Annotated in this window: 24 protein-coding genes and 2 pseudogenes; 14 read left to right on the top strand and 12 right to left on the bottom strand. The window is 62.8% G+C overall.

Translation table 11 applies throughout. The features are described 5' to 3' along the window. Position 1: 1 nt before the first annotated feature. The 7 genes and pseudogenes from P3T22_RS13935 (at position 2) to P3T22_RS13905 (ending at position 5,823) form a co-directional block, all read left to right on the top strand. A complete protein-coding gene (locus P3T22_RS13935) occupies positions 2-295 on the top strand; it encodes a hypothetical protein (protein ID WP_429325254.1) in 294 nt (97 codons plus the stop codon). After that, positions 288-1,136 (top strand): enoyl-CoA hydratase-related protein, encoded by an 849-nt coding sequence (locus tag P3T22_RS13930; RefSeq protein ID WP_429325253.1) that lies wholly within the window; start codon positions 288-290, stop codon positions 1,134-1,136. The genes P3T22_RS13935 and P3T22_RS13930 overlap by 8 nt, the downstream gene beginning before the upstream one ends. 114 nt (positions 1,137-1,250) lie before the next feature. Next, positions 1,251-1,464: pseudogene (locus P3T22_RS13925) on the top strand (IS3 family transposase); the annotation flags it as partial. A gap of 144 nt (positions 1,465-1,608) precedes the next feature. Next, the gene (locus P3T22_RS13920; RefSeq protein ID WP_063495708.1) at positions 1,609-2,517 is read left to right on the top strand and encodes a LysR family transcriptional regulator; all 909 of its coding nucleotides are present in this window, start codon (positions 1,609-1,611) and stop codon (positions 2,515-2,517) included. A 118-nt stretch (positions 2,518-2,635) separates the two neighbouring features. Continuing rightward, complete coding sequence (gene pdhA, locus P3T22_RS13915; RefSeq protein ID WP_429325252.1) at positions 2,636-3,724, top strand: pyruvate dehydrogenase (acetyl-transferring) E1 component subunit alpha; 1,089 nt, start codon at positions 2,636-2,638, stop codon at positions 3,722-3,724. Then, positions 3,717-4,697 carry an alpha-ketoacid dehydrogenase subunit beta gene (locus P3T22_RS13910; RefSeq protein ID WP_429325251.1) on the top strand — a complete coding sequence of 327 codons (981 nt, stop codon included), beginning with the start codon at positions 3,717-3,719 and terminating at the stop codon, positions 4,695-4,697. Before pdhA ends, P3T22_RS13910 begins: the two co-directional genes overlap by 8 nt. A 4-nt stretch (positions 4,698-4,701) precedes the next feature. Beyond that, positions 4,702-5,823, top strand: coding sequence for a dihydrolipoamide acetyltransferase family protein (locus P3T22_RS13905; RefSeq protein WP_429325250.1), 1,122 nt, complete (start codon positions 4,702-4,704; stop codon positions 5,821-5,823). A 24-nt stretch (positions 5,824-5,847) separates the two neighbouring features. On the opposite strand, the gene fusA is transcribed toward P3T22_RS13905, so the two are convergent. Further along, entirely contained in the window at positions 5,848-7,899 is a 2,052-nt protein-coding gene (fusA, locus tag P3T22_RS13900) for an elongation factor G (protein ID WP_063495712.1), read from the bottom strand. A gap of 219 nt (positions 7,900-8,118) precedes the next feature. Between fusA and P3T22_RS13895 the strand changes: the two genes are divergently transcribed. The 3 genes from P3T22_RS13895 (at position 8,119) to P3T22_RS13885 (ending at position 11,256) form a co-directional block, all read left to right on the top strand. After that, complete coding sequence (locus P3T22_RS13895; protein WP_063495713.1) at positions 8,119-8,604, top strand: aminoacyl-tRNA deacylase; 486 nt, start codon at positions 8,119-8,121, stop codon at positions 8,602-8,604. 82 nt (positions 8,605-8,686) lie between these two features. Further along, on the top strand, positions 8,687-9,424 hold the full coding sequence (locus P3T22_RS13890; protein ID WP_429325249.1) for a BON domain-containing protein: 738 nt from the start codon (positions 8,687-8,689) through the stop codon (positions 9,422-9,424). Between the two features lie 77 nt (positions 9,425-9,501). Continuing rightward, the gene (locus tag P3T22_RS13885) at positions 9,502-11,256 is read left to right on the top strand and encodes a tetratricopeptide repeat protein (RefSeq protein WP_429325248.1); all 1,755 of its coding nucleotides are present in this window, start codon (positions 9,502-9,504) and stop codon (positions 11,254-11,256) included. A 74-nt stretch (positions 11,257-11,330) separates the two neighbouring features. Here P3T22_RS13885 and P3T22_RS13880 read toward each other — a convergent pair whose 3' ends face one another. The 3 genes from P3T22_RS13880 to P3T22_RS13870 all read right to left on the bottom strand — a co-directional run bounded on the left by P3T22_RS13880 (position 11,331) and on the right by P3T22_RS13870 (position 14,431). After that, entirely contained in the window at positions 11,331-12,506 is a 1,176-nt protein-coding gene (locus P3T22_RS13880) for a patatin-like phospholipase family protein (protein ID WP_429325247.1), read from the bottom strand. A gap of 129 nt (positions 12,507-12,635) precedes the next feature. Continuing rightward, entirely contained in the window at positions 12,636-14,003 is a 1,368-nt protein-coding gene (locus P3T22_RS13875; protein WP_429325246.1) for a sensor domain-containing diguanylate cyclase, read from the bottom strand. Between the two features lie 269 nt (positions 14,004-14,272). Further along, positions 14,273-14,431, bottom strand: a complete 159-nt coding sequence (locus tag P3T22_RS13870; RefSeq protein WP_429325245.1) for a hypothetical protein — start codon at positions 14,429-14,431, stop codon at positions 14,273-14,275. A gap of 141 nt (positions 14,432-14,572) precedes the next feature. Here P3T22_RS13870 and P3T22_RS13865 point away from each other — a divergent pair, with 141 nt between their 5' ends. Next, a complete protein-coding gene (locus tag P3T22_RS13865; RefSeq protein ID WP_429325244.1) occupies positions 14,573-15,934 on the top strand; it encodes an LLM class flavin-dependent oxidoreductase in 1,362 nt (453 codons plus the stop codon). Between the two features lie 143 nt (positions 15,935-16,077). Here the strand turns inward: P3T22_RS13865 and P3T22_RS13860 are convergent, their stop codons facing one another. From P3T22_RS13860 to P3T22_RS13840, 5 genes are all read right to left on the bottom strand, one after another. Next, on the bottom strand, positions 16,078-17,025 hold the full coding sequence (locus P3T22_RS13860; protein ID WP_429325243.1) for a TauD/TfdA dioxygenase family protein: 948 nt from the start codon (positions 17,023-17,025) through the stop codon (positions 16,078-16,080). Positions 17,026-17,083: 58 nt separating this feature from the next. After that, the gene (locus tag P3T22_RS13855; protein WP_063497905.1) at positions 17,084-17,950 is read right to left on the bottom strand and encodes an ABC transporter ATP-binding protein; all 867 of its coding nucleotides are present in this window, start codon (positions 17,948-17,950) and stop codon (positions 17,084-17,086) included. A 64-nt stretch (positions 17,951-18,014) separates the two neighbouring features. After that, positions 18,015-18,893, bottom strand: a complete 879-nt coding sequence (locus P3T22_RS13850) for an ABC transporter permease (RefSeq protein WP_429325242.1) — start codon at positions 18,891-18,893, stop codon at positions 18,015-18,017. 42 nt (positions 18,894-18,935) lie between these two features. Beyond that, a complete protein-coding gene (locus tag P3T22_RS13845) occupies positions 18,936-19,799 on the bottom strand; it encodes an ABC transporter permease (protein WP_429325241.1) in 864 nt (287 codons plus the stop codon). Positions 19,800-19,815: 16 nt separating this feature from the next. Further along, the gene (locus P3T22_RS13840) at positions 19,816-20,883 is read right to left on the bottom strand and encodes an ABC transporter substrate-binding protein (RefSeq protein WP_063495722.1); all 1,068 of its coding nucleotides are present in this window, start codon (positions 20,881-20,883) and stop codon (positions 19,816-19,818) included. A gap of 288 nt (positions 20,884-21,171) precedes the next feature. Between P3T22_RS13840 and P3T22_RS13835 the strand changes: the two genes are divergently transcribed. Further along, entirely contained in the window at positions 21,172-21,591 is a 420-nt protein-coding gene (locus P3T22_RS13835; protein ID WP_063495723.1) for a DUF1801 domain-containing protein, read from the top strand. 89 nt (positions 21,592-21,680) lie between these two features. On the opposite strand, the gene crcB is transcribed toward P3T22_RS13835, so the two are convergent. Next, positions 21,681-22,061 carry a fluoride efflux transporter CrcB gene (gene crcB / locus P3T22_RS13830; RefSeq protein ID WP_063497906.1) on the bottom strand — a complete coding sequence of 127 codons (381 nt, stop codon included), beginning with the start codon at positions 22,059-22,061 and terminating at the stop codon, positions 21,681-21,683. Between the two features lie 296 nt (positions 22,062-22,357). Between crcB and P3T22_RS13825 the strand changes: the two genes are divergently transcribed. Continuing rightward, entirely contained in the window at positions 22,358-22,705 is a 348-nt protein-coding gene (locus P3T22_RS13825; RefSeq protein WP_063495724.1) for a DUF190 domain-containing protein, read from the top strand. A gap of 33 nt (positions 22,706-22,738) precedes the next feature. On the opposite strand, the pseudogene P3T22_RS13820 reads toward P3T22_RS13825, so the two are convergent. After that, positions 22,739-22,948 (bottom strand): annotated as a pseudogene (locus P3T22_RS13820) (ammonium transporter); the annotation flags it as partial. Positions 22,949-23,157: 209 nt separating this feature from the next. Between P3T22_RS13820 and P3T22_RS13815 the strand changes: the two are divergent. Continuing rightward, positions 23,158-24,930, top strand: a complete 1,773-nt coding sequence (locus P3T22_RS13815) for a sensor histidine kinase (RefSeq protein WP_063495726.1) — start codon at positions 23,158-23,160, stop codon at positions 24,928-24,930. On the opposite strand, the gene P3T22_RS13810 is transcribed toward P3T22_RS13815, so the two are convergent. Next, on the bottom strand, positions 24,917-25,243 hold the full coding sequence (locus tag P3T22_RS13810; protein ID WP_063495727.1) for a hypothetical protein: 327 nt from the start codon (positions 25,241-25,243) through the stop codon (positions 24,917-24,919). The two genes, P3T22_RS13815 and P3T22_RS13810, sit on opposite strands and share 14 nt — an antisense overlap. Positions 25,244-25,315: the final 72 nt, after the last annotated feature.

Genomic DNA, 25,315 nt, shown 5'->3' with positions numbered 1-25,315 from the left:
CATGAGCACCGCAACGAAGCTGCTTTGCCGGAGACCGGCGGACCCTGTCCAACTGGAGACACGAACGACCGCGATGCCCCGACCGGGAAAAGGCGAGGTTCTGGTCCGGGTCGAGGCGACGTCGGTCAATCCCATCGACGTCAAGCGCGCCAAGGGAAACCAGGTCAGCGCGTACATCCGCACGCTTTCGGTGTGCGACGGCAGATCATTGCCGCTGCAGGCGGACGCCCTCGCACCCGGCTTGGTGAGCCTGTGCGATGGTGTGCACAGACTTTTTGAGGCTATTGATGCATAACGAATACTTTCAGATCAGCAACGAATCCGGCATTGCACAGCTCCAGCTGAACCGTCCCGACCGGCTCAATACGATGGGGCCGTCCTTCTTTACCGCGTTGCGCGACGCCGTGCTGGCGCTGGATGGCGCGGGTGACACCCGGGCCCTCGTCATCAGTTCCACTGGAAAGCATTTCTCTGCCGGCATGGCGCTCGACGTGTTCACCGGTATGACGGATGTGTTTGACAACAGCAGTCCACGGGCCCGGTTGGGCTTCCAGCACGCGTTGCGAAATCTGATGGACTGCTTCGATACGCTCGATCAGGTCCGGTTTCCAGTCATCTGCGCAATTCAGGGCGGCTGCATCGGCGGGGGCCTCGATCTGGCTGTCGCCTGCGACATTCGCACTTGCACGGCCGACGCATTCTTCGCACTGCAGGAAACGCAGATCGGCATGACGGCTGACCTCGGTGTGCTCCAGCGCCTGCCGAAGATCATTCCCGTAGGCGTGGCTCGCCAGATGGCGTACACCAGTGAGCGATTGAGCGCCGAGCGTGCATTGGCAGTCGGCCTGGTGAATACCGTGTTGCCCGATGCCGAGGCGCTGCTCCGACACGCGATGGAGCTGGCCGGAACCATCGCGTCGAAGTCCCCGCTGGCCGTTGCCGGGTGCAAGACTGCGATCAACTTCGCGCGCGATCATAGTACGTCCGAATCTCTGCGACATATGGCATTGCTCCAGAGCGCCATATTCGACACCCAGGACCTCGCCGAGGCAATTTCCGCCTGGAATGGAAATCGGCAGGGTCGCTTCGACGCACTATCGCCGCTGACAACCCGTGAGAAGGGCAATCCGCAATGACAGGGAACCGTTGCTGGCCATTCGCGCACTCGCTGGTCTACAGCCGTGCAGCTGGAAAGGTCAAAGTCCGAAGAGAAGGTCCTATTCCATTGAAGCGACCGTCCGCGACTCGCTTCCCGGCTGCGTGAACGCGCGGCGGATCTGATCCAGCGTTTTGGCGCGAGCCAGCGGCAGGCCTGCAAGGTACTGAAATTGTCGCACTCGGTGTATGGATATCAGTCGATCGCGCGTGACTTGAACGCGATCGTCATGCGCATCACGGAGGTCACGCGTGAATTATGGCCGCCGCCGGGTGAGTGTGATGCTGTGCCGGGAAGGCCGGAGCGACTGCTAGACTGCTGTCTATCGCTGGATTACGAGTTGCTTGTCCGCGGAAATACGGTTGGAGACGTGGTCCGAGACTGGAATATCCGGTAGCTCCGATCCGGCATTCCAGCCACCCTTTGTTGCCGTTTAGCGAAGAGATCTCGTCATGGAATATGTCGAAAGCCTGCGCGTTTTCCGGTCGGTGGTCGAATTGAAAAGTTTCGCACGGGCGGCGGACAGGCATGGCCTGACCCGGCCGGCGGTGTCGCGGGCCATCACGGGGCTGGAGCAGCGGATGGGATGCCGGCTGTTAAACCGGACCACGCGACAGCTCTCGCTCACCGAAGCCGCGGAGCGATTCTACGAAGGCTGCGTGCGTGTCCTGGACGATCTGGATGCACTCGAGGCGGACGTAGCAAACCAGACGCGGGAAGCGGGCGGCGTCTTGCGGCTAGTCGCCCATACGACGGCGACAATCAGCCGGCTGGTTCCCTTGATTGCCGGATTCAAGCGGGCCCATCCGAAAGTCGCGCTCGATGTGACACTGACGGAGCGGCCCGTTGACCTGGTTGCCGACGGGTATGACCTTGGCATCGTCGTTCCGTACATGGTGACGAGCGAGACGACCGTCGTACGCCTGCTCGAGCGAATTCCGGTTGTCATCGTCGCGACGCCGGAGTATCTGCAAACCTCGTCAATACCGCGACACCCATCTGATTTGGCCAATCACCATTTTGTGCTGATGTCGCCATCGATTCGTCGCGTCAGCATCGACTTTCGGAACGGCGAGAAAGAGCTGAGCGTACCGCGTTGTCTCGATATTTCGTCGAACAGCCCCGCTTTCAACCGGGGAATGGTGCTGCAGGGTTTCGGAATCGGTGTCGTGCCCGAAGACCTTGTAGCCAATGAATTGGCTTCCGGAAAGCTCGTCCGGCTGCTCACCGATTTCCAACTCGTCGACGACTGCATCGAAATTCGGCTCGCTTACAGCAGCCGGACACTGCTGCCTGCCAAGGTGCGCGCATTTATCGACTATGCGGCCGCCTTTTTCGAGGCACTGCCGACGTCGCGCTAGTTCGGGTAAAGCGCGCACGGCAAAGTTTGCGCGAATGCACAGCAGCGTTCGTGCGGTAGCGCTCATGCGCGCGAACCCCGGCGCGTATACGATATCTGAATGAACATGGAGGGCGGTCATGACCACGGCTGCCAGTTTTCATATCGGCTACACGCAATATCTTGGCCCTGGCGGCGAGCCTGCTCAGCCGTTGCCTGCGTTTGCGCGGGACCCGGCCGCGCTGCTTCCGCTCTATCGCGAGATGGTGCTGACACGGGCGTTCGACACGAAGGCCGTCGCACTGCAGCGTACCGGCAAGCTCGGCACTTTCGCGTCGTCGGTTGGGCAGGAGGCGATCGGCGTCGGCGTCGCCAGCGCGATGCAGACCGACGACGTGCTGTTTCCGTCCTATCGCGATCACGCCGCGCAATTGCTGCGCGGCGTCACAATGACGGAAAGTCTGCTGTATTGGGGCGGCGACGAACGCGGCAGCGACTTCAGCGTGCCTCGCGACGATTTCCCGAACTGTGTGCCGATCGGCACGCAGGTATGCCATGCCGCTGGCGCGGCCTACGCGTTCCTGCTGCGTCACGAGCCGCGCGTCGCGGTGGCGATACTCGGCGACGGCGGCACGTCCAAAGGCGACTTCTACGAAGCAATGAACATGGCCGGCGTCTGGCAGGCGCCGCTTGTCCTCGTGGTCAATAACAACCAGTGGGCGATCTCGGTGCCGCGCAGCCGCCAGAGCGCCGCGCAAACGCTCGCGCAAAAGGCGATCGCAGCAGGAATCGATGGGCTGCAGGTCGACGGCAACGATGTGATCGCGGTGCATCAGGTGGTGCACGCGGCGCTCGCCAAAGCGCGCCGCGGCGATGGCCCGACGCTGATCGAAGCGCTCAGCTATCGCCTTGGCGATCACACGACAGCCGATGACGCGACGCGTTATCGCGACTCCGAGGTCCTTGGCAAGCAATGGGAATATGAACCGTTGCTGCGCCTGCGCACCTACCTGATGCACATGAACGTCTGGGACAAGGCGCAGGACGAGCAACTCGGCCGCGCGTGTCTTGCCCAGGTCGAGCAGGCCGTCGACGCGTATCTCGGGGTGCCACCACCGGACACATCCGCCATGTTCGATCATCTGTACGAGACCTTGCCGTTGGCGATGCGTGAACAATTGGCGATGGCGCAGCAATTCGCGCCCCCTGCGGGGAACCGCCATGGCTGACCTCAACATGGTCGAGGCGCTCAATCAGGCGCTCGCCTACGAACTGGCGCACGACCCAGCCGTCGTGCTGCTCGGCGAGGATATCGGCGTGAATGGCGGCGTGTTCCGCGCGACGGTTGGGTTGCAGGCGCGATTCGGCGCAGAGCGGGTGATCGATACGCCGTTGGCTGAAACGGCGATCGCCGGCACCGCGATCGGCATGGCGGCGATGGGCCTGAAGCCGGTCGTTGAAATCCAGTTCAGCGGGTTCATCTATCCGGCCATCGACCACGTTCTGAATCACGCGTCGCGTCTTCGGAATCGAACCCGTGGACGGCTGACGTGTCCGCTCGTGATCCGGGCGCCGTCCGGCGCAGGGATCCACGCGCCGGAGCATCATTCCGAAAGTCCTGAGGCGTTGTTTACCCACATCCCCGGATTGCGTGTCGTGACGCCGTCTTCGCCGGCACGTGCATACGGTTTGCTGCTCGCGTCAATCCGCGACCCGGACCCGGTGATCTTTTTCGAACCGACGCGACTCTACCGGCTCTTCAAGCAACCGGTGGAGGATAACGGCGAAGCGTTGCCGCTCGACAGTTGCTTCACGCTGCGCGATGGGTCCGACGTCACGTTGGTGAGTTGGGGCGGCGCGGTGCAGGACGTGCAGGCCGCGGCCGATCTGCTCGCGCAGGAAGGCGTGATGGCCGAGGTGATCGACGTGGCGACGCTCAAACCGCTCGACATGAACACCATTCTCGCGTCGGTGGCGAAAACTGGACGCTGTGTGATCGTGCATGAGGGTTCGCGCACCGGAGGGGTGGGCGCGGAAATAGCAGCCAATGTCGCGGAGCGCGGACTGTACTCGCTGCTCGCGCCGGTGCAGCGCGTCACCGGATATGACGTGGTGGTGCCGCTGTACAGACTCGAAAATCAATATATGCCAGCCACGGAGCGCATCGTCGCCGCGGTCAGGCAGGCTCTGGAGGCCTCGTGAAGCCATGAAAGTCTTCAAACTGCCCGATCTCGGCGAAGGCTTGCAGGAAGCGGAGATCGTCGAGTGGCACGTCAGGAGCGGCGACGAGATTCGCGCGGATCAACCGCTGCTATCGGTTGAAACGGCGAAAGCGATCGTCGAGATTCCATCGCCTCAGTCCGGCCGCATCGCGAAGCTGTTCGGCCAGCCGGGCGACGTCGTGCATCTGGGGGCACCGCTCGCCGCATTCGAAGGAGGGGGCGACGAAGCCGATGCCGGCACCGTGGTCGGCCATATGGAGGTCGGCCAGCACGTTGTGCGGGAAGCACCGGCGGCGCCTGGCAGCGGCATGGGCGCGGGTGCTGGCGCTGGCGTGATCAAGGCAATCCCGGCGGCGCGGGCGCTCGCGCGCAAGCTGGATGTCGATCTGGCGTTGGTGACGCCATCGGGGCCAGAGGGTGTCATCACGGCGGCAGACGTGCAGCGTGTCGCGAAAGTCCTCGCCGAGCTCGGGCCGCCCGAAGTGCTGCGCGGCGTGCGGCGCGCGATGGCGCAGAACATGGCGCGCGCGCAGAGCGAAGTGGCGGCGGCCACCGTCATCGACGATGCCGACATTCATGCGTGGCCGCCCGATTCCGATGTCACGATCCGGCTGATCCGCGCGCTGGTGGCGGGATGCCGCGCCGAACCGGGGCTCAACGCATGGTTCGACGGACACACGGGACGGCGCCACGTGCTGGAGAAAATCGATCTTGGCATCGCCGTCGATCTGCCGGATGGCCTCTTCGTCCCGGTGTTGCGCAACGTCGCGTTGCGCGACCCGGCCGATCTGCGTGGCGGGCTGGACCGCATGCGTGCCGACATCCGGGCGCGCAAGATTCCGCCGGAAGAACTGCGCGGCAATACGATCACACTGTCGAATTTCGGCATGATCGCCGGTAAATATGCGGCGCCCATCGTTGTGCCGCCCACGGTCGCGATTCTCGGGGCCGGGCGCATTCACGAGCAGGTCGTGGCGGTAGCAGGCGTGCCCGCCGTGCATCGGATCTTGCCGCTCAGTCTGACATTCGACCATCGGGTCGTCACGGGCGGTGAGGCGGCGCGTTTTCTGGCCGCGACGATGGCGGATCTGCAGACGGCACGATAGCGGTGCGCGTATCCGGCAGGCCACTCATGGCGCCGCGCTGTCGCCCTGTTTTTTGTGCTGCGACGCCATCCGCTCCTGCTGCGCGGGGGACACCGGATCGTAGTGGCTGAGCTGGATGCTGTAGTTGCCGTGGCCGCCGGCGATGGCGTTCAGACGCGACTGATAGTCGTTGAGTTCGGACAGCGGCACCTGCCCCGCAACGACCACGGCGTTGCCGGCGGCCGTGCGTGTGCCATGCACCTGGCCGCGCTTGGCGGACAGGTCGCCGATGATGTCGCCCATCGCGGCTTCCGGCGTCATCACCTCGATGTCCACGATGGGCTCGAGCAGAATGGGCTGGGCTTTCAGCACCGCATCGATGAAAGCCTTGCGCCCGGCGGAGACGAATGCCACCTCCTTCGAGTCGACGGGATGGCTCTTGCCGTCGAACACGGTGACGCGCACGTCCTGCATCGGGAAGCCGGCAAGCGGTCCGCTGTCGATGACCTGCAGAATGCCTTTCTCCACGGCGGGAATGAACTGGCCGGGAATGGCGCCGCCCTTGACGGCGTCGACGAACTCGAAGCCCGTGCCGCGCGGCAGTGGCTCCACCCGCAGCATCACTTCGCCGAATTGTCCGGCACCGCCGGTTTGCTTCTTGTGACGGCAATGCCCCTCGGCCTTGCCGCCGATGGTTTCCCGATAGGCGATCTTCGGCGGCCGGGTCACGACCTCGAGCTTGTACTGTTCGGATAGCCGCTCCAGCATGACGCGCAGGTGCAACTCGCCCAGACCTCGCACCACCGTCTCGTTGGTGCTGACCGGGTGTTCGATGCGCAGGCAAGGGTCTTCCGCGCTCAGCTTTTGCAGAACCTCCCAGAGGCGCTGCTCGTTGCCCGGGCGCGCAGGTTCGATGGCCAGGCCATAGATGGATGTGGGGAAGTCGAGCGGGGTCAGGTGGATGTCGCCGTCCTCGGGGGCGTCGTGCAGCACGGCATCGAAGCCGATCTCGTCGACCTTGGCCGTGGCGCAGATATCGCCTGGGCCGGCCTGTGGGACGTCCATGTGCTCTTTGCCCTGCAGCATCATCAGATGGGCGACCCGGAACGGCTGGCGCCCGTCACCGATATACAGCTGACTGTCGCGCCTGATCGTGCCCTGATGGATGCGAAACACCGCCATTTTGCCGATGTAAGGGTCCATGACGATCTTGAAGGCATGGGCCAATACATGCTTGTCGGCGACCGGTTCGGCGCGCATGACTTGCTGGCGGCCGCCGGCATCGCGGTAGAAGAGGGGCGGGTTGCCTTCCATGGGATTGGGCAGGAGCCGGACGAACACGTCGAGCAATTCCGCGATGCCGGCGCCGTTGGCCGCCGACGTGAAGCAGACCGGCACCAGATGACTTTCGCGCAGCGCCCGTTCGAAGGGCTCGTGCAACTGCTCCGGGCTGATGGCCTCGCCCTGTTCCAGGTAGAGCTCCATCAAGGCGGGATCGATCTCGACCACTTGATCGACTAGCGCATTGTGCGCGGCGGCAACAGACAGAAAGTCGGCGTCGCCGGCAGGGTTGAAAAAACAATCCACCACCTGGCGGCCGCTTTGCGCCGGCAGGTTGATAGGCAGGCATTCCTTGCCGAAGGCCTCCTGGATTTGCGTCAGAAGCCCCGGAAGATCGACCTTTTCGCCATCGATGCCGTTCACGACGATCATTCTGCAGAGCTTGCGTTTCTCCGCCCACGCCATCATGCGCCGGGTGGTCATTTCGATACCGGTCTGTGCATTGATGACAATGGCGGCAGTCTCCACAGCTGCCAGGGCACTGATCGACAAGCCGGAAAAATCCGGGTAGCCGGGTGTATCCAGCAGATAAATGCGGGTATCGCGGTAGTGCAGGTGGGTGACGGCGGAGCTCAGCGAGTGGTGATATTTGCGCTCGAGCGGGTCGAAATCGCAGACCGTGTTGCCACGCTCGACGCTGCCGGGCGCGTGTAACGCGCCGCCCTGATGCAGCAGGGCTTCGACAAGCGATGTCTTGCCGCATCCGGCATGCCCGACGAGGGCAATGGTGCGGATGGCGTCGGGGCTGTAATACATGGCCGCCCTCGTCCGGTAGTGGAGGTGGGGCCATTATTGGCGAAAATGGACCCGTGTGCCATACGGGTGATCGTTCCCTTCGTCGTCGCGCCGGCACAGTCACGGCGCTGCCGTCTGCATGTGTTGTTTGCGTGCTAGCACACGCAAACCAAATCGACCTATCCTTAAGGAATCTTGAGCAACCGTTTCCCGTTTCCTTCCTTCTGGAGGAGGTGCGTCATGTCAATGTCTGCCACTCTTGAGGAGTGCCTGCGCAGCAAGGGCTCCCAGTACGAAATCGTGCATCATCCGCACAGCCATTCCAGCATCGAAACCGCGGCGGCAGCGCATATTCCCGGCGATCGCCTCGCCAAAACCGTGCTTTTCGAAGACGAACACGGCTATGTGGCGGCGGTGCTGCCATCGACCTACGCCGTGCGGCTGTCCGAGCTTTGGGCACAGACCGGGCGCCACCTCCTGCTGGCCAAAGAGGTCGATCTGCGGGAGCTGTTCAAGGATTGCGACGTGGGAGCGCTTCCGCCCGTGTGTACGGCCTATGGCATGTATACCTATCTTGACGAGAGCCTCGCCCGTCAGCCGGACGTCTATTTCGAGGCCGGCGATCACGAAGCGCTGATTCACATGAACACCGATCAATTCCTTGATCTGATGGACCGCGCCGAGCGGACACGCTTCGCCCGCCGCATGGCGGGCACGCCGAGCTGACTGGCGCCCGTCGGGTGCAGCAAGGCTTGCGCAGTGCGGCATAAGGGGCACTGCGCCACCCAACCTTTGCGCGAGGCACATCATGCAACGCAGCGAGACGGTCCTGAAGCAGGTGATGGCGGCCTTCGAACGCGAATCCCACCTGAAGCTCCACCATCATCCCATTCATATGAGCCTGGACGGTGGCGCCTTGACCGTGACCGGCGAGGTGCCGGATATCGCATCCAAGAAACGCCTTCTTCAGTTGACCCAGATGCACTGCGACGGAACGCGTCTGGTCGACCAACTGCGGGTTACCGCCAACCCGCCGGTCGGTGATGGCGAGTTACGCACGCATCTTTGCGAACGGCTTGCGCAGACGGTGGAGTTTCGCAACTGCGTGATCTGTGCGCGCGTCAAGGGCCAGCTGGAAGTGCTGCACGGCACCATGGACGAGGCGGGCAACGACGGCAGCGGCGTCGTCGAAGTGACGGTCGAGGACGGCGTCGTGACCTTGACGGGGCAGGTGGGCAGCCTGTCCCATAGGCGCCTCGCGAGTGTGACTGCCTGGTGGGTCGGTGGCTGCCGCGACGTGGTGAACCTGCTGGAGTTGGTGCCCGCCGAAGCAGATGGCGACGAAGAGATTTCCGAGGCTTTGCACCTGGTGCTCGAAACAGATCGGCGTGTGCGCGCCGAGCAGATCACCATCAATGTGGAAAATCACCGGATCACGCTGGCAGGCTGGGTGGCGACGGAGGCGGAAAGACGCCTGGCGGAACAGGACGCCTGGTGTATAGATGCTATCGATGGCGTCGTCAACCGCATCCAGGTGGGGGCCTGATCTGACTGCGGGCAGGTGGAAGCAAGTTGCATTGCCGGACGTTACTGCTTTCCATGGAACGGCGGGCGTGACGGGAAATGAGTACGCGCAAGATTTCGTCGGGCGTGGCGATGGTTGTGTTGTCCGTGGGATGCCTCGCTGCGGACGCGGCGAGTTCGTGCGCTCCGGCGTTCTCCGAGGTCGATGTCGAACACGGCCTCAAAGTACAGACGGATTGCGGACTTCCCGGTCGGCCCCTCAATCGTCTGACCATTCGGTTGAACCGGGTGGTGAACCGCCCCAAACTTTCCGAAGCCCAGATCGTCTCGCTCGCGAGCGCAACCAACGTGATACTGGGCGCGATACATGCGGAATTGGACCGCGTTGGGGGCAAGACGGATACCGCGTTCGCCAAAGTCGAGCCGCTAGTCGAGCGCCTTGCCGAGCAAATCAGGGCGCAGCCCGACGCAGCGCTCGCGTCCGAAGCCCGGCAATGGGCCGCACGTTACGAGGATCTGCTGCGCAGGTCCTCGATCGCACGGAGTCCTGATCCTCTTGAATTGCAGATCGACGAAGCGCTCGAGCGCTTTGATCTGGACGGCGCGTCACAGTTGCTGGCCAAGCTGCTTGCCGAGCAACAGGAAACTCCGCAGGAAACCCCGCAGGTTTTCGCGGCGCGTTGGTATGCGGCCGGCGAGATCGAATTGCTGCGCTTCGCGCCGCAGCATGCGCTGCCGTATCTGGAAAAGGCCTGCGCGTTGCAACCGGAAGATAGCAGGATGGCGACCGCGCTTGCCGACACGTTGCAAGAGCAACGCGAATTTGAGCGTGCGGAACCGATTTACCGCACGCTGTTGTCGCGCTATCAGCTGCTTGCGCAGCAGAAGCCTGCCGCCTACCAGCCCGAGATTGCGCGCACGCTCGACAAGCTTGGCAACCTGTACGTTGGGCTGCAACGGCCCAGGGAAGCGGAGGCCGCCTATCTGCGGGCGCTGGAGAGCTATTGGGCACTGGCGAAACAGAACCCGGTGGCTTACGGGCCCGCTGTGGCAGAAACATTCGACAACCTCGGCGTCCTATACCGCGATACACAGCGTCTGAAAGAAGCGGCGGATGCTTATCGCGAAGCGCTGGACGTCGATCGTGCGTTGGCCTATCGCGCCCCCGCGACCTACAAACCCGATATGGCGACGACGCTCAACGACCTCGGCATTCTGTACGGTGCCACTCAACGGATGAGCGATGCGGAGCAGGCGTATCGCGAGGCGCTGCACATCCAGCGGGCGCTCGTGCGAAGCAATCCCGCAGCCTACCGCCCGGCGCTTGCTCGTACGCTCAACAATCTCGGGAATCTTTATAGCGCGATGCAGCAACTCCGCGAAGCAGAGCACGCTTACAAGGAAGCGCTAACGATCCGGCAGCAGCTTGCCCGGGAGAGTCCAGCGCTCTATCGGGCCGATGTGGCGCGCACGCTGACCAATCTTGGTGCGCTCTATCGCGCCACGCAACGGCCGGAGCAGGCGCAGCAAGCCTATCGGCAGGCCTTGCAGATCTATCGTGTGCTCGCGGGGGAAACCCCGACTGTCTACCAGCCGGACGAAGCGCGGACGTTGAACAATCTCGGTGTCCTCTTCAGTCACAGCGGGCGCCCACGCGAGGCTGAAGACGCTTACCGGAACGCGCTGGATCTTTACCGGACTCTGTCGCGAGAGACCCCGGCGGCCTACCGCCAGGATGAAGCGCGGACACTTGGCAACCTGAGCGCACTGTTGAGCCAGACTCAACGACCGCTTGAGGCCGAGGCGATCCGGCATGAAGCAGCCCGCCTTTCCGACACAACGGACGCGCCTTAGATCGCTCCCGCGACAACAAGCGCGATCGGTGCGTGCATGACGACGAGCACCGCATCGGCGAGCCCGATCGCGAGTTACTTTTGGCTATCCACGGAGGCCATTCGAAAGACTGAGATGCCCTCCATAGGGTCCAGTGTTTCGCGCCAGGGTGCACGCTCCAGTAAGCGGATCGTGTCTTCATACCCTACGGCCCAGCGCCGCTCGATGCCATGCGACGAAAAATCGATATCCCTGTTCAAATCGTCGTTATCGAATGCCGGCGCGTCGAGTTCCAATACTTGCATCGTCGTGCCACAGCCCCAGCCGAGGAGCGCCTGAACCTCCGGCGTAGCGCGCTTTTCTTCCGGAATGTGCTGGCTGAGTTCGCGAATCACGTGACGCAGCCGGTGAATCTGCTTCTGTCGATCGAGATGGCTTTCCGCACGGCTTGAATACTGAATGTCGCGCTGCCGGCTCATGACCTGCAAGATGGATTCGGGTTCCGGCCCGCTTGATGGCCACAACTGCACCGAAAAAATCACCGAGCTGCATCGCGGCCGATCATCGAGCACGGCTTCGAGCGGCGTATTCGAGTAGATGCCGCCGTCCCAGTACGATTCGCCTTCCAGTCGCACCGAAGGGAAGCCGGGCGGAAAAGCGGCGGATGCCATCACGTGCTCGACATCCATTGGCGCGTCGCGATTGGTGAAATAGCGCATACGCCCGCTGCGGACGTTGACCGTGCCAACCGTCAATCGCGTCGCCTTGCGGTTCAGGTAATCGAAATCGATCAGTGAAGACAGGGTGTCACGCAGGGGCTCCGTTGAATAGAATGCCGCCCGCTCCGAGCCGACGCGCGCCTGAATATTCGCCCATGACCCCAGCTGTGGGGTGAAGAACGACGGCACGCCGTGTGTGACGATCGCCAGGTCGCGCGACCAGTTTGCAAGCCCCGGCAACAACCAGCTGGCCGCATCGACGCCACGACGCGCCACGCCGTTCCAGAACTGGGTTAATCGCGCAATGCGGTTCTCCGGCGGATTGCCAGCGATGATCGCGCCGTTTATCGCACCGATCGACGTGCCGATCACCCAGTCGGGGTCGACCTTGCGGTCATGCATCGCCTGATAGACACCAGCCTGGTACGCTCCGAGGGCACCGCCTCCCTGAAACACAAGGACAATCTGTCCGGGAATGTCCGGTGCGGCCTCTGACCGGCCGGCCGCGTTGGCCGCGTTGGCCTTATGCTCGCCGTGCGTCTTCTTACCCATAGCAGGTCTCCCGGACGAATGCCGCGGTGCCGGTGATTTTGCCACGGGTGGGGGCGAACTGGCACGAAAACCGATTCTGCGCTCAGAGGCGCGGCCACAAGCGAACGCATCGCATGAGGAGGAGGCCGCTTACCGTTGGGGCGCGACCGACTGAACCCGATTGCGTCCAGCACGTTTCGCGTCGTAGAGCGCGGCATCAGCCGCCTGAACGAGCGCGTTGGGCGTGCCGGGCGTGTTCTGCTCGTTCGTTGCGCACCCGGCACTGATGGTGACCTGACCGCCAGGTATTGGCCCCGTCATGCCCAGATCCATGACCGCGAGCCGGGCCTGCTCGGCAATGACCGATGCTTCTTCCAGTCCCGTGTCGGGTAACACCAGCGCGAACTCTTCGCCGCCATAACGGGCGACGAAATCGCTTGACCGACGTGCTGTTCCTGCGAGCGCTTTCGCAATGGCGCTAAGGCAGCCATCGCCCCGAAGATGGCCGAAGGCGTCGTTGTAATCTTTGAAATTGTCGACATCGACCATGACGAGCGAGAGCGGCTGGCCGGTGCGCCTCGCCCGATCGAATTCCCTGTGAAACTGGTCGTTAAAGTAGCTACGGTTGTAAACGCGCGTCAGGGCGTCGTGTGCGGACGTATGCAGCAGGGAAGCGTGCGCCTCGGACAACTCGCGGTAGAGCACGGTCACTTCCCAGACCAGCACGCATACCAGGACGCCGGGCGCCAGCATGCTGAAGACCCGTGCGACGTACCAGCCAAGGGTGAACTGGGCCATGCTCAATAGATTCAGGCTGGCGTCCGCAAAGGAGGCCAGCAGGGCAATGGTGACCCAGAGATCGAGCACGGTCCGCAGGCGCCCTTTGAACAGGACTACGACGATCGCGAGCAGGTCGAACAAGCAGATGGCGAGTCCGGTTCGGCTGCCCGAAAGCGGGTTCGTCTCGGTCGCCGTTTGAAAAGGCATCGACAGATTCGCATGAATGGCGAGGACGCCAAGCGCTGCAGCAAGCGCAGTTGGAATACCGATAAACGCCCACGTCCAGCGATCGATATAGGGCAGCGCGATTGGCTTGCTCGGGAAGCGGTCGCGTATGAGCGCCGCCAGAATGACGAGCAGCGGAAATCCCGCATGCCAGAAAACCCACATCCACGCCGCACTGTCAGGCTCGGCGCCTAACAGGCCGGTGCGCGTAAAAACACCCGGGAACATCAGCAGTTGCAAAGCGACGGTAATTGCCGTGAATGCGTACGCACCGCCGAGCGCGCCGAGTATCGGTTGTGGCGTTACGGTAAAGCGGGCGCCGAGAAGGAACGCGGCGATGCACGACGTGGTGAACACCGTGAGCGCACACATCGGCATGAAGGGCGTGATGGCCGGCAACGCATGGTGCGCGCGCGGACCCGCGATCAACAACGTGAGCAGAATGAACAACGCACATGACCCAGCAAAAACGACCTGTTTGCGTGTCGTCGGCCCTATAAGCAAGCTGTTCATTCTGACCCGTTCGGTTGGTGTTCGGTCGTCCCGGCGTGTCGGTATCGCCAACGGCACACAGTGTATGCCTCGCCGGACGATACATCGCGGAGTTTGCTACGCACCACATTGATGCTTTTCCGGCAAAGCGCGATGGAGCGTTGCAGCCGGTCGGAACATATTGTCCTACAAATTTTCTCCGATGATTGCGTGATCACCGTTCGCGATAGTGCTCGACCGTATGGTCGGTGAAAGCTCGCCGCCTGGATGTTACATATCGCGTTTGCAGGTCACCCGCGTGTCGCCGGTGGCGCGGCGGCTTGAGCACGAACGTCCCATGATGTGTCGGTGCGCATGGCGGCGACAATCGGTCCAAGCATGGCTTCGTCTTCGAGGTCGGCGAGCGCAAGGACCGCGATGCGGCGCACTGCGGGCCTGTCCTCGCTCATAAGGTTATGAGGTTTGCTTGGTTGCCGCGTGCTCCGCGGCGCGCTAACGTCGACCCGTTTGGCATCTGGCACGCCCGACCGTTCATCGGGCCGATCGGCGCAGTGCGGGATCTACCCGTCAATTCTCCTTCGCGAACTTCCATGAGCAAACGTAGCGGGCACCTGCGCCTCGGCGCCTTTCTTTACCCTTCCGGGCACCACATTGCGGCGTGGCGGTATCCCGAGGCACAGGCGGACGCCGGCGTTAATTTCCGTCATTACGTACAGCTCGCGCAAGCGGCCGAGGCTGCGAAGTTCGATCTGATCTTTCTCGCCGACGGCGTGGGTACCCGCGGCGATAACGTCGACTTTCTCAGTCGCACGGCGCACAGCTACGTCGCGCAGTTCGAGCCGATCACGTTGCTTTCGGCGCTCGCCGCAGTGACTGAACGTATCGGTCTGGTGGGCACGGCCTCGACGAGCTTCAACGAGCCTTATCACATTGCCCGCAAGTTCGCGTCGCTCGATCACATTAGCGCGGGACGTGCGGGTTGGAATCTGGTCACCTCGTCAAGCGAGCATGAAGCGAAGAACTTCAACCGCGACCGGCATTTCGATCACGCCGAGCGCTATTCGCGTGCTGCCGAGTTCGCGGAAATCACCGGGGGCCTGTGGGACAGCTGGGAAGACGACGCGTTCGTTCGCGACAAGGCCGAAGGGCGTTTCTTCGACCCGGTCAAACGGCACGTGCTGGATCACAAGGGACGTTTCTTTCAGGTCAAGGGGCCGCTAAACGTTGCCCGTTCTCCGCAGGGCCATCCGGTCGTCGTGCAGGCCGGGTCGTCGGAAGCTGGCCGGGACCTTGCCGCGAGGACAGCCGAGGTGATTTTCACGGCACAGCAAACGCTGCAGGACGCGGTGGATTTCTACGCGGACGTAAAGGGCCGCATGCAGCGCTATGGCCGTCATCCGGACGATCTGAAGATCATGCCGGGCGTGTTTCCGATTGTCGGCCGTACCGAAAGCGAAGCTAGAGAGAAGTTCGAGCACTTGCAGTCGCTTGTCGATCCGAAGGTCGGACTAGCGCTGGTATCCGGGCTGACCGGCGGGTTCGATCTATCAGACTATCCGCTCGACGGCCCAATCCCGGAACTGCCCGAAACAAATGCGAGCAAGAGCCGGCAGGCGTTGACGCTTGAACTGGCCCGCCGCGAAAACCTCACGATCCGCCAGATCTATTTGCGGGTCGCGGGTGCGCGCGGTCATTGGCAACTCGTCGGTACCGCGGCCCAGATCGTCGATCAACTCGAAGAGCGATTCGTCAATCATGGCGCGGACGGTTTCAACGTGATGCCACCGGTACTGCCCGACGGTCTCACCGATTTCGTCGAGCTGGTCGTGCCTGAACTGCGGCGACGCGGGTTGTTCCGCGAGGACTATGAAGGACGCACGTTGCGCGAGAATCTGGGTTTGCGGCGGCCTGAAAACCGCTATGCGCGGTCGTCGCCTACGCTGAAACGATAGGCGCATGCGTTTACTGCCGCCACGCGAGCGTGCCGCACCCACACCGGCACGCTCGAAGTGGCAATTTTCAACGCCGCTGGCGCGACGCGTGCGCCTGCGCTCGAACTGGGCGCGGAGCAGTTCGAGGCGGCATGGCGTGTCACTCAGTTCAACGCGACTGCCGCGGCGGCGCTCACCGGCGAGCCTTCGATCGCCACTGATGGCGCACTGTCCGGGCCAACGGGCACGTCACCGACAAGCGTCGTGCGATACAGTTGCCGGTCGAAGTCGAGATCGAAAATATCCGTGGGCGCGAGGTGAGCTGTCGCGCGGTTGTCCCAGAAGGCGACGCTGCCGGCCTCCCATTTGAAACGCACCGTGAACTCGGGCCGCGTGACATGTTCCCAGAGCAGTTCGAGCAGTACCTGACTTTCGCGTGGCGTCACGCCGACAATCGACTTCAGGAAGCTCGGGCTGACATAGAGTGCCCGCTCGCCCGTTTCCGGATGAACTCTGACAAGCGGATGTTCGGTGACGAGAGTACGTTGCTCGACGGCTTTAACGAATGCTTCCGTTCCACTTGCGCCGGCAGGTGGCGTAAAGCGATGAAGCCCGCGCAGGCCGTCGGCGAACGCGCGCAACGGCGCCGAAAGCTTCTGATAGGCGGCCACGAGGCTGGTCCACTGCGTGTCGCCACCGTAAGGCGGAATCGTCACCCCGCGCAGGATCGACCCCCAAGGCGGATTGACTGCGGCCGTCACGTCCGTGTGCCAGCCCGTCCACGGTCGTAACAGCGCCTGCCCCTCGAAACGCGTCGCCTTGCGGTACTTCGAGATCGAATAGATCTCCGGATGACCGTCGACGTGGCCGAATACCGGATGTCCCACGGTCAGCTCACCGAACTGCGCCGAGAAAGCGACGTGCTGCTCATGCGTCAGGAACTGCTCGCGAAAGAACACGACGCGCCACTTGAGAAGCGCCGCACGAATGTCTGCGATCTGGCGTGCGTCCAGCTTTTGCGTGAGGTCCACACCCTGAATTTCAGCGCCGATGTGCGCGGAAAGTGGGGTGACCTGAATGGACTGTATTTCCTGTAAAGCTGCTGCACTCATGAGAGGCTCCTGACGAAGAGAACTGAAGGTTTGGTGCGCATGAGGGATGCCGTGCGCGTCACCACGCAAGCCGCCATTCTGTGATCGGCGGACTCGCCACTGGAATGCGCGTGCCGCCGTGTGGCGCATCGTCTTTGCGAGGGTCGCGGCGCTCGCCGTCGTGCTCGGCGAAATCGGCCAGCACTTCATCGCGCAAACGAATGAAACGGGGATCGTTGCGCTCGCGTGGACGCGGCAAGGCGACATCGACGATCCGTTTGATGCGGCCCGGTCGCGGCGCCATCGTGACGACACGGTCGCCGAGGTAAAGCGCTTCGTCGACGTCGTGCGTGACGAGAATCATCGTGATGCGTTCGTGTTCCCAGATGCGTTGCAACTCGTTTTGCAAGCGGCCACGCGTGAGCGCATCGAGCGCACCGAACGGTTCGTCGAGCAGGAGCACGCGCGGGCGGTTCACGAGACCGCGCGCGATCGCCACGCGCTGCGCCATGCCACCCGACAGGTGGTGCGGATAGGCATGTTCAAAACCGTTCAGGCCGACGAGTTCGATGTGCTGTGCGACCGCATCGCGCTTTTCGCGCGCCGAAAGTGGCGCATTGCGCAACGCGGCGAGAATGTTTTGCGATGCCGTCAGCCACGGAAACAGGCGGTGGTCCTGAAAGACGATCCCACGTTCGAGCGACGTATCGCGCACCTTTTCTCCGGCGACGACGATATCGCCGGTGTAATCGGTATCCAGTCCCGCGATCAGCCGCAGCAAGGTCGACTTGCCGCAACCGCTGGATCCGAGCACGCTGACGAATTCGCCGGGACGCACCCGCAGGCTGATGTCGTCGAGTACCGCGAGCGACGCACCGTCTTGCTGCGCATAGCGCTTGCTGACGTGAAGAATGTCGATGCTTTCGGAAAGCGTGGAAGAAGTCATGAGCGGATCTTGATCTGTATTCAGTGCAAATTCAGAGCGCAGCCGATGAATATCGGGTGCGTGTTTATCGTGTGGCCACCTGCGAACGGCGCGCAAAGATCGCTCGTTCCACCGCGCGCGCCAGCGCGTTCAACGCCCAGCCAGTGACACCGACCACGATTACGCCGAACAGCACCAGATCCATGCGGAACTGCTCGCTGCCGTCGATCAGCGTATTGCCGATCCCGCTGCCCGCCACCAGCAGATATTCCGCGCCGAGCGTGGCTAGCCACGAATAGATCAGCGCGAGATAGATGCCGGTGAAAATCGACGGCAGCGCGGCCGGCAGAACGACGGCACGGATCAATTGCCAGCGCGAATAGCGAAAAGTGCGCGCGACTTCGATATAGGCGCGCGGCACGGCGTGAATGCCGTCACACGTGTGCGCGGCAACCGGCAGCAACGCCGCGAGCGAGAGGAATACGATTTTTGCCGCATCGCCGAGACCGAACCACACCGAGATCAACGGGATCCATGCGAACAGCGAGATCTGCTTGAACGTGTCGAAGCCTGGGCCGATCATGCGCGTGGCGAGCCGCGAAAAGCCGAGCACGCTGCCGAGCAGCAGGCCGCCTAGCGTGCCGATCACGAAACCGCTCGCTTCGCGCGCGAGCGAAGCGGAGAGTGCCTTCAGTAGCGCGCCGCTGACGATCTGTTGACACGCCGTGGCGAAAACCTGTTCAGGACTGACCAGCAAGCCGCTTTTGACGACGTGCGCCTCCGAGGCGGCCCACCAGATCGCAATGGCGACGGCGGGTAATACGGCGCCGCGCCAGTCGATGCGTGCGGACAGTGGCCGGCGCGGTCGCGCCGCGCGGCGGAAGGCGGCGGGCACGTTGCAGTCGCAGGATGCATCGGCCGACTGCTTCGATCCGGCGGAGCGCTTGAAAAGAGCAAGACTCATCGTAGATTCCTCCTGGGCGGCGCGTAGCACGCGTTGGCGAGATCACTCGCGAAATGCCGACGGTTGACCGCGCCGCAAACGCGCTTCGAGTGCGTCGAGTGAACGATTGATCGCGTAACCGATGGTGCCGACAACGACCACCGATGCCATCACCAGGTCGAGCTGAAACAGTTGCCGGCCGTAGACGATCAGATAGCCGAGCCCTTCGGACGACGCCACCAGTTCGACAACCACTAGCGCAAGCCAGGCTTTGGTGAACGCGAGCCGCACGCCGGTGGCGAGCGTCGGCACCGCAGCGGGCAGCACGAGGTAGACGATCCGCTGCCAGCCGTTGTATTCGAATACGCGCGCGACTTCATCGAGCGAAGCGGGCGTTTGCCTGAATCCTTGCAGCGTGCTCAACGTGACCGGAACAAGCGCGGCATGCGCGATCAGGATGTATTTGAGCGGCTCCCCAACGCCTACGAGCAGCAGCAGAAACGGCAGCCAACCGAGTACCGGAATCTGCACGAGCGCATTGAAGCTCGGCAACACGTAGGCTTCGAAGGTGCGCGACAGACCGAGCGTGGCGCCGAGCACAAAACCGAGCAAGGTGCCCGCAGCGAAGCCGAGCAGCACGCGTTGCAAACTGATCAGCGTGTTGCTGGCGAGATCGCCGCTTTTCGCCAGTTCGACGAAGGTGTCGAACACGCGCTCGGGCGGTGGCAGGATCTGCGGCGCGATCCAGCCGCGCTCGCAACCCGTTGCCCACATGGCGAGCAGGACAGCGGGCAATACCCACGGTGCGAGGTGCCAGGCGAGCGTGCGCAATCGCGCATTGCGATAGAGCGGCGCCGCTCGGACCTCAGGTGCCGCGGCAGCGTGGCCGAGCCTTTCGCTCTCGGCCGGGAGTACGGTTTCGCTCATCGTGATCGCTCCTGTGTTAGCTGAGCGGTTTGCCGGCGGCGTCGTAGCGCGTCCAGTAGTGGTCGAGTTTCTGGGCGCGCAGCGCGTTGTCGAGATACTTCGTTTCGAACCAACCGTCGACCTGGACCGGCTGACGGATCAGTTTGAGTTTCAGTGCGTCCGCCGCGACCGCTTTATAGCGCGCGACGATGAACGGGTCGATTAACGGCGAATTGCGGTCCTTCAGACTTTGATTCGCGAACTCGGCCTGCCATGAGGAATAGGGCACGCCGCTTTTAGCCCACAGCTTGAAGAGCGCATCGCGGTTCGCTTCATCCGACGACCATTGCGAGCCCTGGACGAACACGTTGACGACGCGTTGCACGATATCCGGATGCGCGTGGTCGAAATCGTCGAGTACCAGCAGATGCGATTGACGGGTGAATTGCGGCCCATCGTTCTGCGATTCGTAGACGACTTTCGCCAGCCCCTGGTCGCGCAGCTTGTACACGTGGTAATCGTTGACCGATGCGTCGATCCCCTTGGACGCCAGTGCGGCGAGCGAGCTGGCGGTGTCGAGATTGATCACGCGCAGGTCGCGCTCGTCGAGCTGATTGGCGGCAAGCGCGTTGTCGGCGACCAGTTGCAGATTGGTGCCGCGAAAGATGGATACGCGACGGCCTTTGAGATCTTTGATCGAACGCACGTCCGAATCCGGAGGGACGGCAACCTTGATGCCGGTGCGCACGCCCGAGGCGAGTAGAAGATGCGTCTTCAGGCCATTGGCGCGGGCCAGTACAGCGGGCAGATCGCCCTGAAAGGCGAAGTCGAGCGCGTTGTCGGCGATCGCTTCGTTGACCGCGGGGCCGGCGCCTTTGAAGAACAGCCATTCGACCTTGATGCCGTCGGCGGCGAATTCCTTTTCCAGCGACTGCTGCAATTGCACGGTAGCCGCAGGCGACCCGCCGAAAGAAGGGGGATCGCCGGTACCTTGTTGTGCGACGCCGATGCGAATCACCGCGGGCTTATCGGCATACGCGTGAACCGCGGCGAACGACAGGGCCGCCACGGCGACGAAAGATTTCAGCAGACGAAAATAGCGCATGCGGCAATACCAGTCGAGGGAAGGAATGGGGTGCAAATGCTCAGGTAGACCAATAGCTGGCACTACACGTTAGATTCGCAAGCGCTCGAATCCAACCAATCATTGCTGATAAGAAAATCTGCAGGAGTTCGAACCTGCTGCCTGGCTTGCTATGGCGTTCGACATGCAGGTTCGGCGGGGTAACGGTTAGCGCGATCTTTCTCGTACGCAGCCGCTATACAATAATGTCGCCGCCACATTGTTAATGGTCGCTTGAAACGGGACCGGAATTCGAGGCATAAGGATCCAATGAATCCATCGGAAAGCATTGACCAACTGATCGCAGGCATCACAGACTGGCGTGGCAAAACGTTCGCCAGCATCCGCAAGGCCATCCTTGAGGCCGACCCGGAGATCATCGAGGAATGGAAGTGGATGGGAAGCCCGGTGTGGTCTCGCGACGGAATGATTGCGGTCGCCAACGCCCACAAAGGGAAGGTGAAGCTGACCTTCGCCCACGGGGCGAATCTCCCGGATCCCGACAGGCTCTTCAACGCGGGTCTCGAAGGCAACGCGAGACGGGCGATCGATTTTTTCGAGAGCGATAAGATTAATGAGCGTGCGCTAAAGAATCTCGTCCGTGCCGCTATCGAACACAATCAGACCAAGTTGAAGAAGAACGCGCCGGCGAGTGCCCGAGCGAAAGTGCCTAGTAGGAAAGAGACGTGAAGCTGTAGCGCTATCGTTTTTTGCTCGCGCATTTTCGCGTCGAGATATTGCCTGGTATCGCCTCGATGCATCCAGCGATCGAGCGTTTTTCAGCGCGACAGCAACGAAACAGTTGCGATGCCGAGGATAGTCATCACGAGCGAAGCCGTCACGTGAATGACGATCTCGCCTGCCGCCCAGCCGAGCCGGCCGTCCTGCAAGCGCTGCACGACTTCCGCCGAGAACGTCGAGAACGTCGACAGGCCGCCCATCAAACCCGTGATAACGAAGAGCCGCCATTCGGGTGCGATCTGCGGCGCCCGCGCGAACCCCGCGACCGCGACGCCGATCACGTAGCCGGCGATCACGTTAGCGGCGAAGGTGCCGAGCGGCAGACCCGTGAACAGGCCGTTCAGACGGATACCGAGAAACCAGCGGAACAGCGAACCGAGTGCGCCGCCAATGCCGACCGCGAGAATGGACAGATACATGCAAAAGTACTCTGGCGTAGCCAAAAAGGTCGACAAACCGGGCTCAAGCGGGAGGCGCGATGCCGCGTCCGCGGTTGTCCGGGCGAAGCAGGCATCACCAGCCATCAAGGGCGGCGAATGGAGCATGTGGAGAATGCCATCCCCAGCGCGCAAGTCTAGCATCGGCGGGGCATTGGGGCCAGGTGAGCGCAGTTGCGGCGCGCGTGCGGGCGGCATGGCTTGGGGCGTGATCTAGAATAAACAGAGGGCCTGCGAGCGTTTGCCGTGGGTTTATTGCAACCGCGCGGGAGGCCGACATGACGAAGGGCTGCCAGCTTACGTTCTATACCGAGAAGAACCGGCGCCACGGCCATCAAACGGTCGTGGAATGTTTGCTGTCGATCGCGAAGCTCGTCGGCATCCATGGCGCGACTGTCGTGGCGGCGGCCGAAGGGGTCGGCCACGCGGGCGCGCGGCATGCAGCGCGCTTCTTCGAGCTGGCGGATCAACCGCAGCAGGTGATTTTCGCGGTCACTGAAGGGGAGGCGGAAGCCTTGCTCGAGGCGGTGCGCGCGGGCAGCGTCCCAGTGTTCTACACGCGTTGCCCGATCGAATTCGGCCTGATCGGCGAGCACGGGGACGCGAAACATCCGGCGCGCCGCTAACCCTGTTTTCGGCTAATCCTTCAGCCGACGCGTTCGCGCTGCAGCGTCGCCGTTGTGCGCGGCCAGCGACTCGGCGCTGCCGAAGAATTGCATGCCATAGGCAATCGTGTAGCCGATGAAGAAATACGCGATCGTCGAGACCGAGAAGTCCAGCAGAATTTTGACCAGCGCATTGACCTGATTCTTTTTGCGTACCGTGCCGAGTTCGAGAAACCCGAATCCCGCACGCATGGCCAGCACCATGGCGCCGCCCAGCCATAGGCAAAATATTCGCTTTTGTTTACGTTTAATTCAAAAGCCTGACGTTATATGCGCATTCGTTGTGCGCGGCTCCGAATTTGACGGCAGATGCGCGGTCCGCGGCGCTTCGTCTTTGTCTTCCTGCGCAAACGCCGACATAATGTGCCGTCCCCGTGCACGATCTGCCGGCCATCGACCTCCAATGCGTACGCATGAGACTGACCACCAAAGGCCTGTTGCTGATCGCAATTCCGGCCCTCTTCGAACTGGCGCTGCTGTCCGGCCTGGTCAAAGCGCAGTCCGACGCGGCGCAAGCCGAGCGGTGGGCCATCCATAGCGAAGACGTGCTGCGCGAGACCACCGCGATTCTCGATCCGGTGCTGGGTGAGTCCGTGGCGCTGCGTGGCGCGGTGCTCGCCAACGATACCCGCTTTACGACGCCGGTCACATTGTGGATGGACGTCGACCGTCGCATCGATCAACTGGCCGAGCTGGTTGCCGACAACCCGGCGCAAGTCGAGCGCGTGGCGCAGGTGCGCGAGGCGGTGCAGGGGTATCGCCAATGGTCGGACCGCGTTCAGGACATGCTGCATTCGGGGCGGCGGCGCGATCTGCTCGATCGCTTCCGCGAACTGGCCCAGGCCGACGTGCTCGATCGCTTCCGTCAGCAGGTGACGGCGTTTCAGACCGAAGAGCGGCGCCTCGACACGTTGCGCTCGAATGCTGCCGACGCCGCGCGTGAACAGCAACAGACGCTGGTCGTCGCGGCGGTGTTCGGCTCCCTGCTGTTCGTTGCGCTGGCCGTCTGGTTGTACACGCGCGGCGTGCGCGGCCGGCTCGCGCTGCTGTCCGATAACGCCGGGCGCCTCGCGGGCAACGAGCCGCTGGCGCCGATCGGCCCGGGCGGCGACGAAATCGCCCGGCTCGATCTGACCTTGCATGAAACGAGCCGGCGCCTGCTCGAAGCTGAGCGCATCCAGGCGCGCTTCCAGTCCGATCTCGCGCGTCGCACCGGTGAGCTGGCGCGCATCAACGAGACCTTGCGGCAACAGACCCAGGAAAACGAAATGTTTATCTACAGCGTGTCGCACGACCTGCGTGCGCCGTTGGTGAATCTGCAAGGCTTCTCGAAAGAACTGACCCGCGCCTGCGACGAATTGCGCGCAGTGCTGCGCCAGTCTTCGCTCGCGGCGGAACCGCGGCAACGCATCGAACGGGTGGTGGACGAGGATATCGGCGAGGCGCTGCACTTCCTGCAGACGGCCGTGCTGCGGGCGTCTCATATCATCGACGCGTTATTGCGGCTGTCGCGCGTCGGCCGTGTCGAGTACCGGCGGCAAAAGGTCGAGGTGCGCGATATCGTGCCGCGCGTGGTCGATGCCATGCAAGGGTCGATCCGGGCGCGCCGGGCACATGTGATCGTCGACGAATTGCCGGCGGTGTGGGGCGACCCGACCGCGCTTGAGCAGGTGTTCGCGAACCTGATCGGCAATGCCGTCAATTATCTGGACCCGGCGCGCGAAGGCCAGATCGAAATTGGGACGACACCGGCGCCGCCGGGCGTGCATTCGCTACGGATTTTCTACGTGCGGGACAATGGCCTGGGCATTCCGGCGGTCGCGCTGCCGCGGCTTTTCAACGCGTTCCAGCGGCTGCATGGCAATGTGGTGGCGGGGGAGGGTATCGGCCTTGCGCTTGTGCGGCGCGTGGTGGAGCGGCACGGCGGGCGCGTGTGGGCAGAGTCGAAAGAGGGTTTGGGCACGACGTTTTATCTGTCACTGCCCGAAGCGGAGGCGCGGACGGCGCAACGGGCTGTCGAAACGCATGTCATGCCGGCTGATGGTGTTCCGGCGGTTCGTGGCGCGCGCGAAGTGCGCGCGGCTCCTGGTGATCGTGATGGCCCTGACCTGAACGGCGGTGCGGCGGCGCATGCCGCCAATGCTGCCGATGCCGCCGATGCCGCGCCCGGCATCAATACGCGGTAAAGAGCCGGCGCGGCTTGAGCAGTTTGCTGCCGCGAATCGACCAGTAGCAGCCGCAGGCGAGCAGGACCGCAACGCCGGTCAGCGCCTCGAGCGGCGCCGGGTGCAAGCCGGGCAGGCCGTCCAGCACGAACAGCCCGCGCGCGACGATCAACAGCGCCGCCCACAACGAGCACGCCGCTTGCGCCAGCATGCGCGCGCCGGCCAGGCGTCGCGCGCGGTTTTCTCTCGACCAGCCGGTCGGCGTGCGGGCGCAGAAAAAAACAATTGCCATCAGCGTGACGGCGAGAATGACGATCCAATCAGTCAGTTCCATCGAAAAGGCTCCCAAGTCAACCGGCGACTATAGGAAAGCCTTGCGCTGTGAACTATCGGACTAGTCTCAAAT

This window comes from Paraburkholderia sp. GAS348 (assembly GCF_050434205.1).
Taxonomy (GTDB): Bacteria; Pseudomonadota; Gammaproteobacteria; order Burkholderiales; family Burkholderiaceae; genus Paraburkholderia.
Note: the sequence above shows the minus strand (reverse complement) of the source record. Positions and strands in the feature narration are given on the sequence as shown.

Bases quoted from the DNA above. Each gene is read 5' to 3' on its own strand.
- P3T22_RS13850 (WP_429325242.1), bottom strand. From the start codon at position 18,893: ATGAGTCTTGCTCTTTTCAAGCGCTCCGCCGGATCGAAGCAGTCGGCC.
- P3T22_RS13935 (WP_429325254.1), top strand. From the start codon at position 2: ATGAGCACCGCAACGAAGCTGCTTTGCCGGAGACCGGCGGACCCTGTC.
- P3T22_RS13905 (WP_429325250.1), top strand. From the start codon at position 4,702: ATGAAAGTCTTCAAACTGCCCGATCTCGGCGAAGGCTTGCAGGAAGCG.
- P3T22_RS13880 (WP_429325247.1), bottom strand. From the start codon at position 12,506: ATGGGTAAGAAGACGCACGGCGAGCATAAGGCCAACGCGGCCAACGCG.
- P3T22_RS13870 (WP_429325245.1), bottom strand. From the start codon at position 14,431: ATGAGCGAGGACAGGCCCGCAGTGCGCCGCATCGCGGTCCTTGCGCTC.
- P3T22_RS13825 (WP_063495724.1), top strand. From the start codon at position 22,358: ATGACGAAGGGCTGCCAGCTTACGTTCTATACCGAGAAGAACCGGCGC.
- P3T22_RS13855 (WP_063497905.1), bottom strand. From the start codon at position 17,950: ATGACTTCTTCCACGCTTTCCGAAAGCATCGACATTCTTCACGTCAGC.
- P3T22_RS13865 (WP_429325244.1), top strand. From the start codon at position 14,573: ATGAGCAAACGTAGCGGGCACCTGCGCCTCGGCGCCTTTCTTTACCCT.
- P3T22_RS13910 (WP_429325251.1), top strand. From the start codon at position 3,717: ATGGCTGACCTCAACATGGTCGAGGCGCTCAATCAGGCGCTCGCCTAC.
- fusA (WP_063495712.1), bottom strand. From the start codon at position 7,899: ATGTATTACAGCCCCGACGCCATCCGCACCATTGCCCTCGTCGGGCAT.
- P3T22_RS13860 (WP_429325243.1), bottom strand. From the start codon at position 17,025: ATGAGTGCAGCAGCTTTACAGGAAATACAGTCCATTCAGGTCACCCCA.
- P3T22_RS13890 (WP_429325249.1), top strand. From the start codon at position 8,687: ATGCAACGCAGCGAGACGGTCCTGAAGCAGGTGATGGCGGCCTTCGAA.
- P3T22_RS13885 (WP_429325248.1), top strand. From the start codon at position 9,502: ATGAGTACGCGCAAGATTTCGTCGGGCGTGGCGATGGTTGTGTTGTCC.
- P3T22_RS13845 (WP_429325241.1), bottom strand. From the start codon at position 19,799: ATGAGCGAAACCGTACTCCCGGCCGAGAGCGAAAGGCTCGGCCACGCT.
- crcB (WP_063497906.1), bottom strand. From the start codon at position 22,061: ATGTATCTGTCCATTCTCGCGGTCGGCATTGGCGGCGCACTCGGTTCG.
- pdhA (WP_429325252.1), top strand. From the start codon at position 2,636: ATGACCACGGCTGCCAGTTTTCATATCGGCTACACGCAATATCTTGGC.
- P3T22_RS13920 (WP_063495708.1), top strand. From the start codon at position 1,609: ATGGAATATGTCGAAAGCCTGCGCGTTTTCCGGTCGGTGGTCGAATTG.
- P3T22_RS13930 (WP_429325253.1), top strand. From the start codon at position 288: ATGCATAACGAATACTTTCAGATCAGCAACGAATCCGGCATTGCACAG.
- P3T22_RS13810 (WP_063495727.1), bottom strand. From the start codon at position 25,243: ATGGAACTGACTGATTGGATCGTCATTCTCGCCGTCACGCTGATGGCA.
- P3T22_RS13835 (WP_063495723.1), top strand. From the start codon at position 21,172: ATGAATCCATCGGAAAGCATTGACCAACTGATCGCAGGCATCACAGAC.
- P3T22_RS13875 (WP_429325246.1), bottom strand. From the start codon at position 14,003: ATGAACAGCTTGCTTATAGGGCCGACGACACGCAAACAGGTCGTTTTT.
- P3T22_RS13815 (WP_063495726.1), top strand. From the start codon at position 23,158: ATGAGACTGACCACCAAAGGCCTGTTGCTGATCGCAATTCCGGCCCTC.
- P3T22_RS13840 (WP_063495722.1), bottom strand. From the start codon at position 20,883: ATGCGCTATTTTCGTCTGCTGAAATCTTTCGTCGCCGTGGCGGCCCTG.
- P3T22_RS13895 (WP_063495713.1), top strand. From the start codon at position 8,119: ATGTCAATGTCTGCCACTCTTGAGGAGTGCCTGCGCAGCAAGGGCTCC.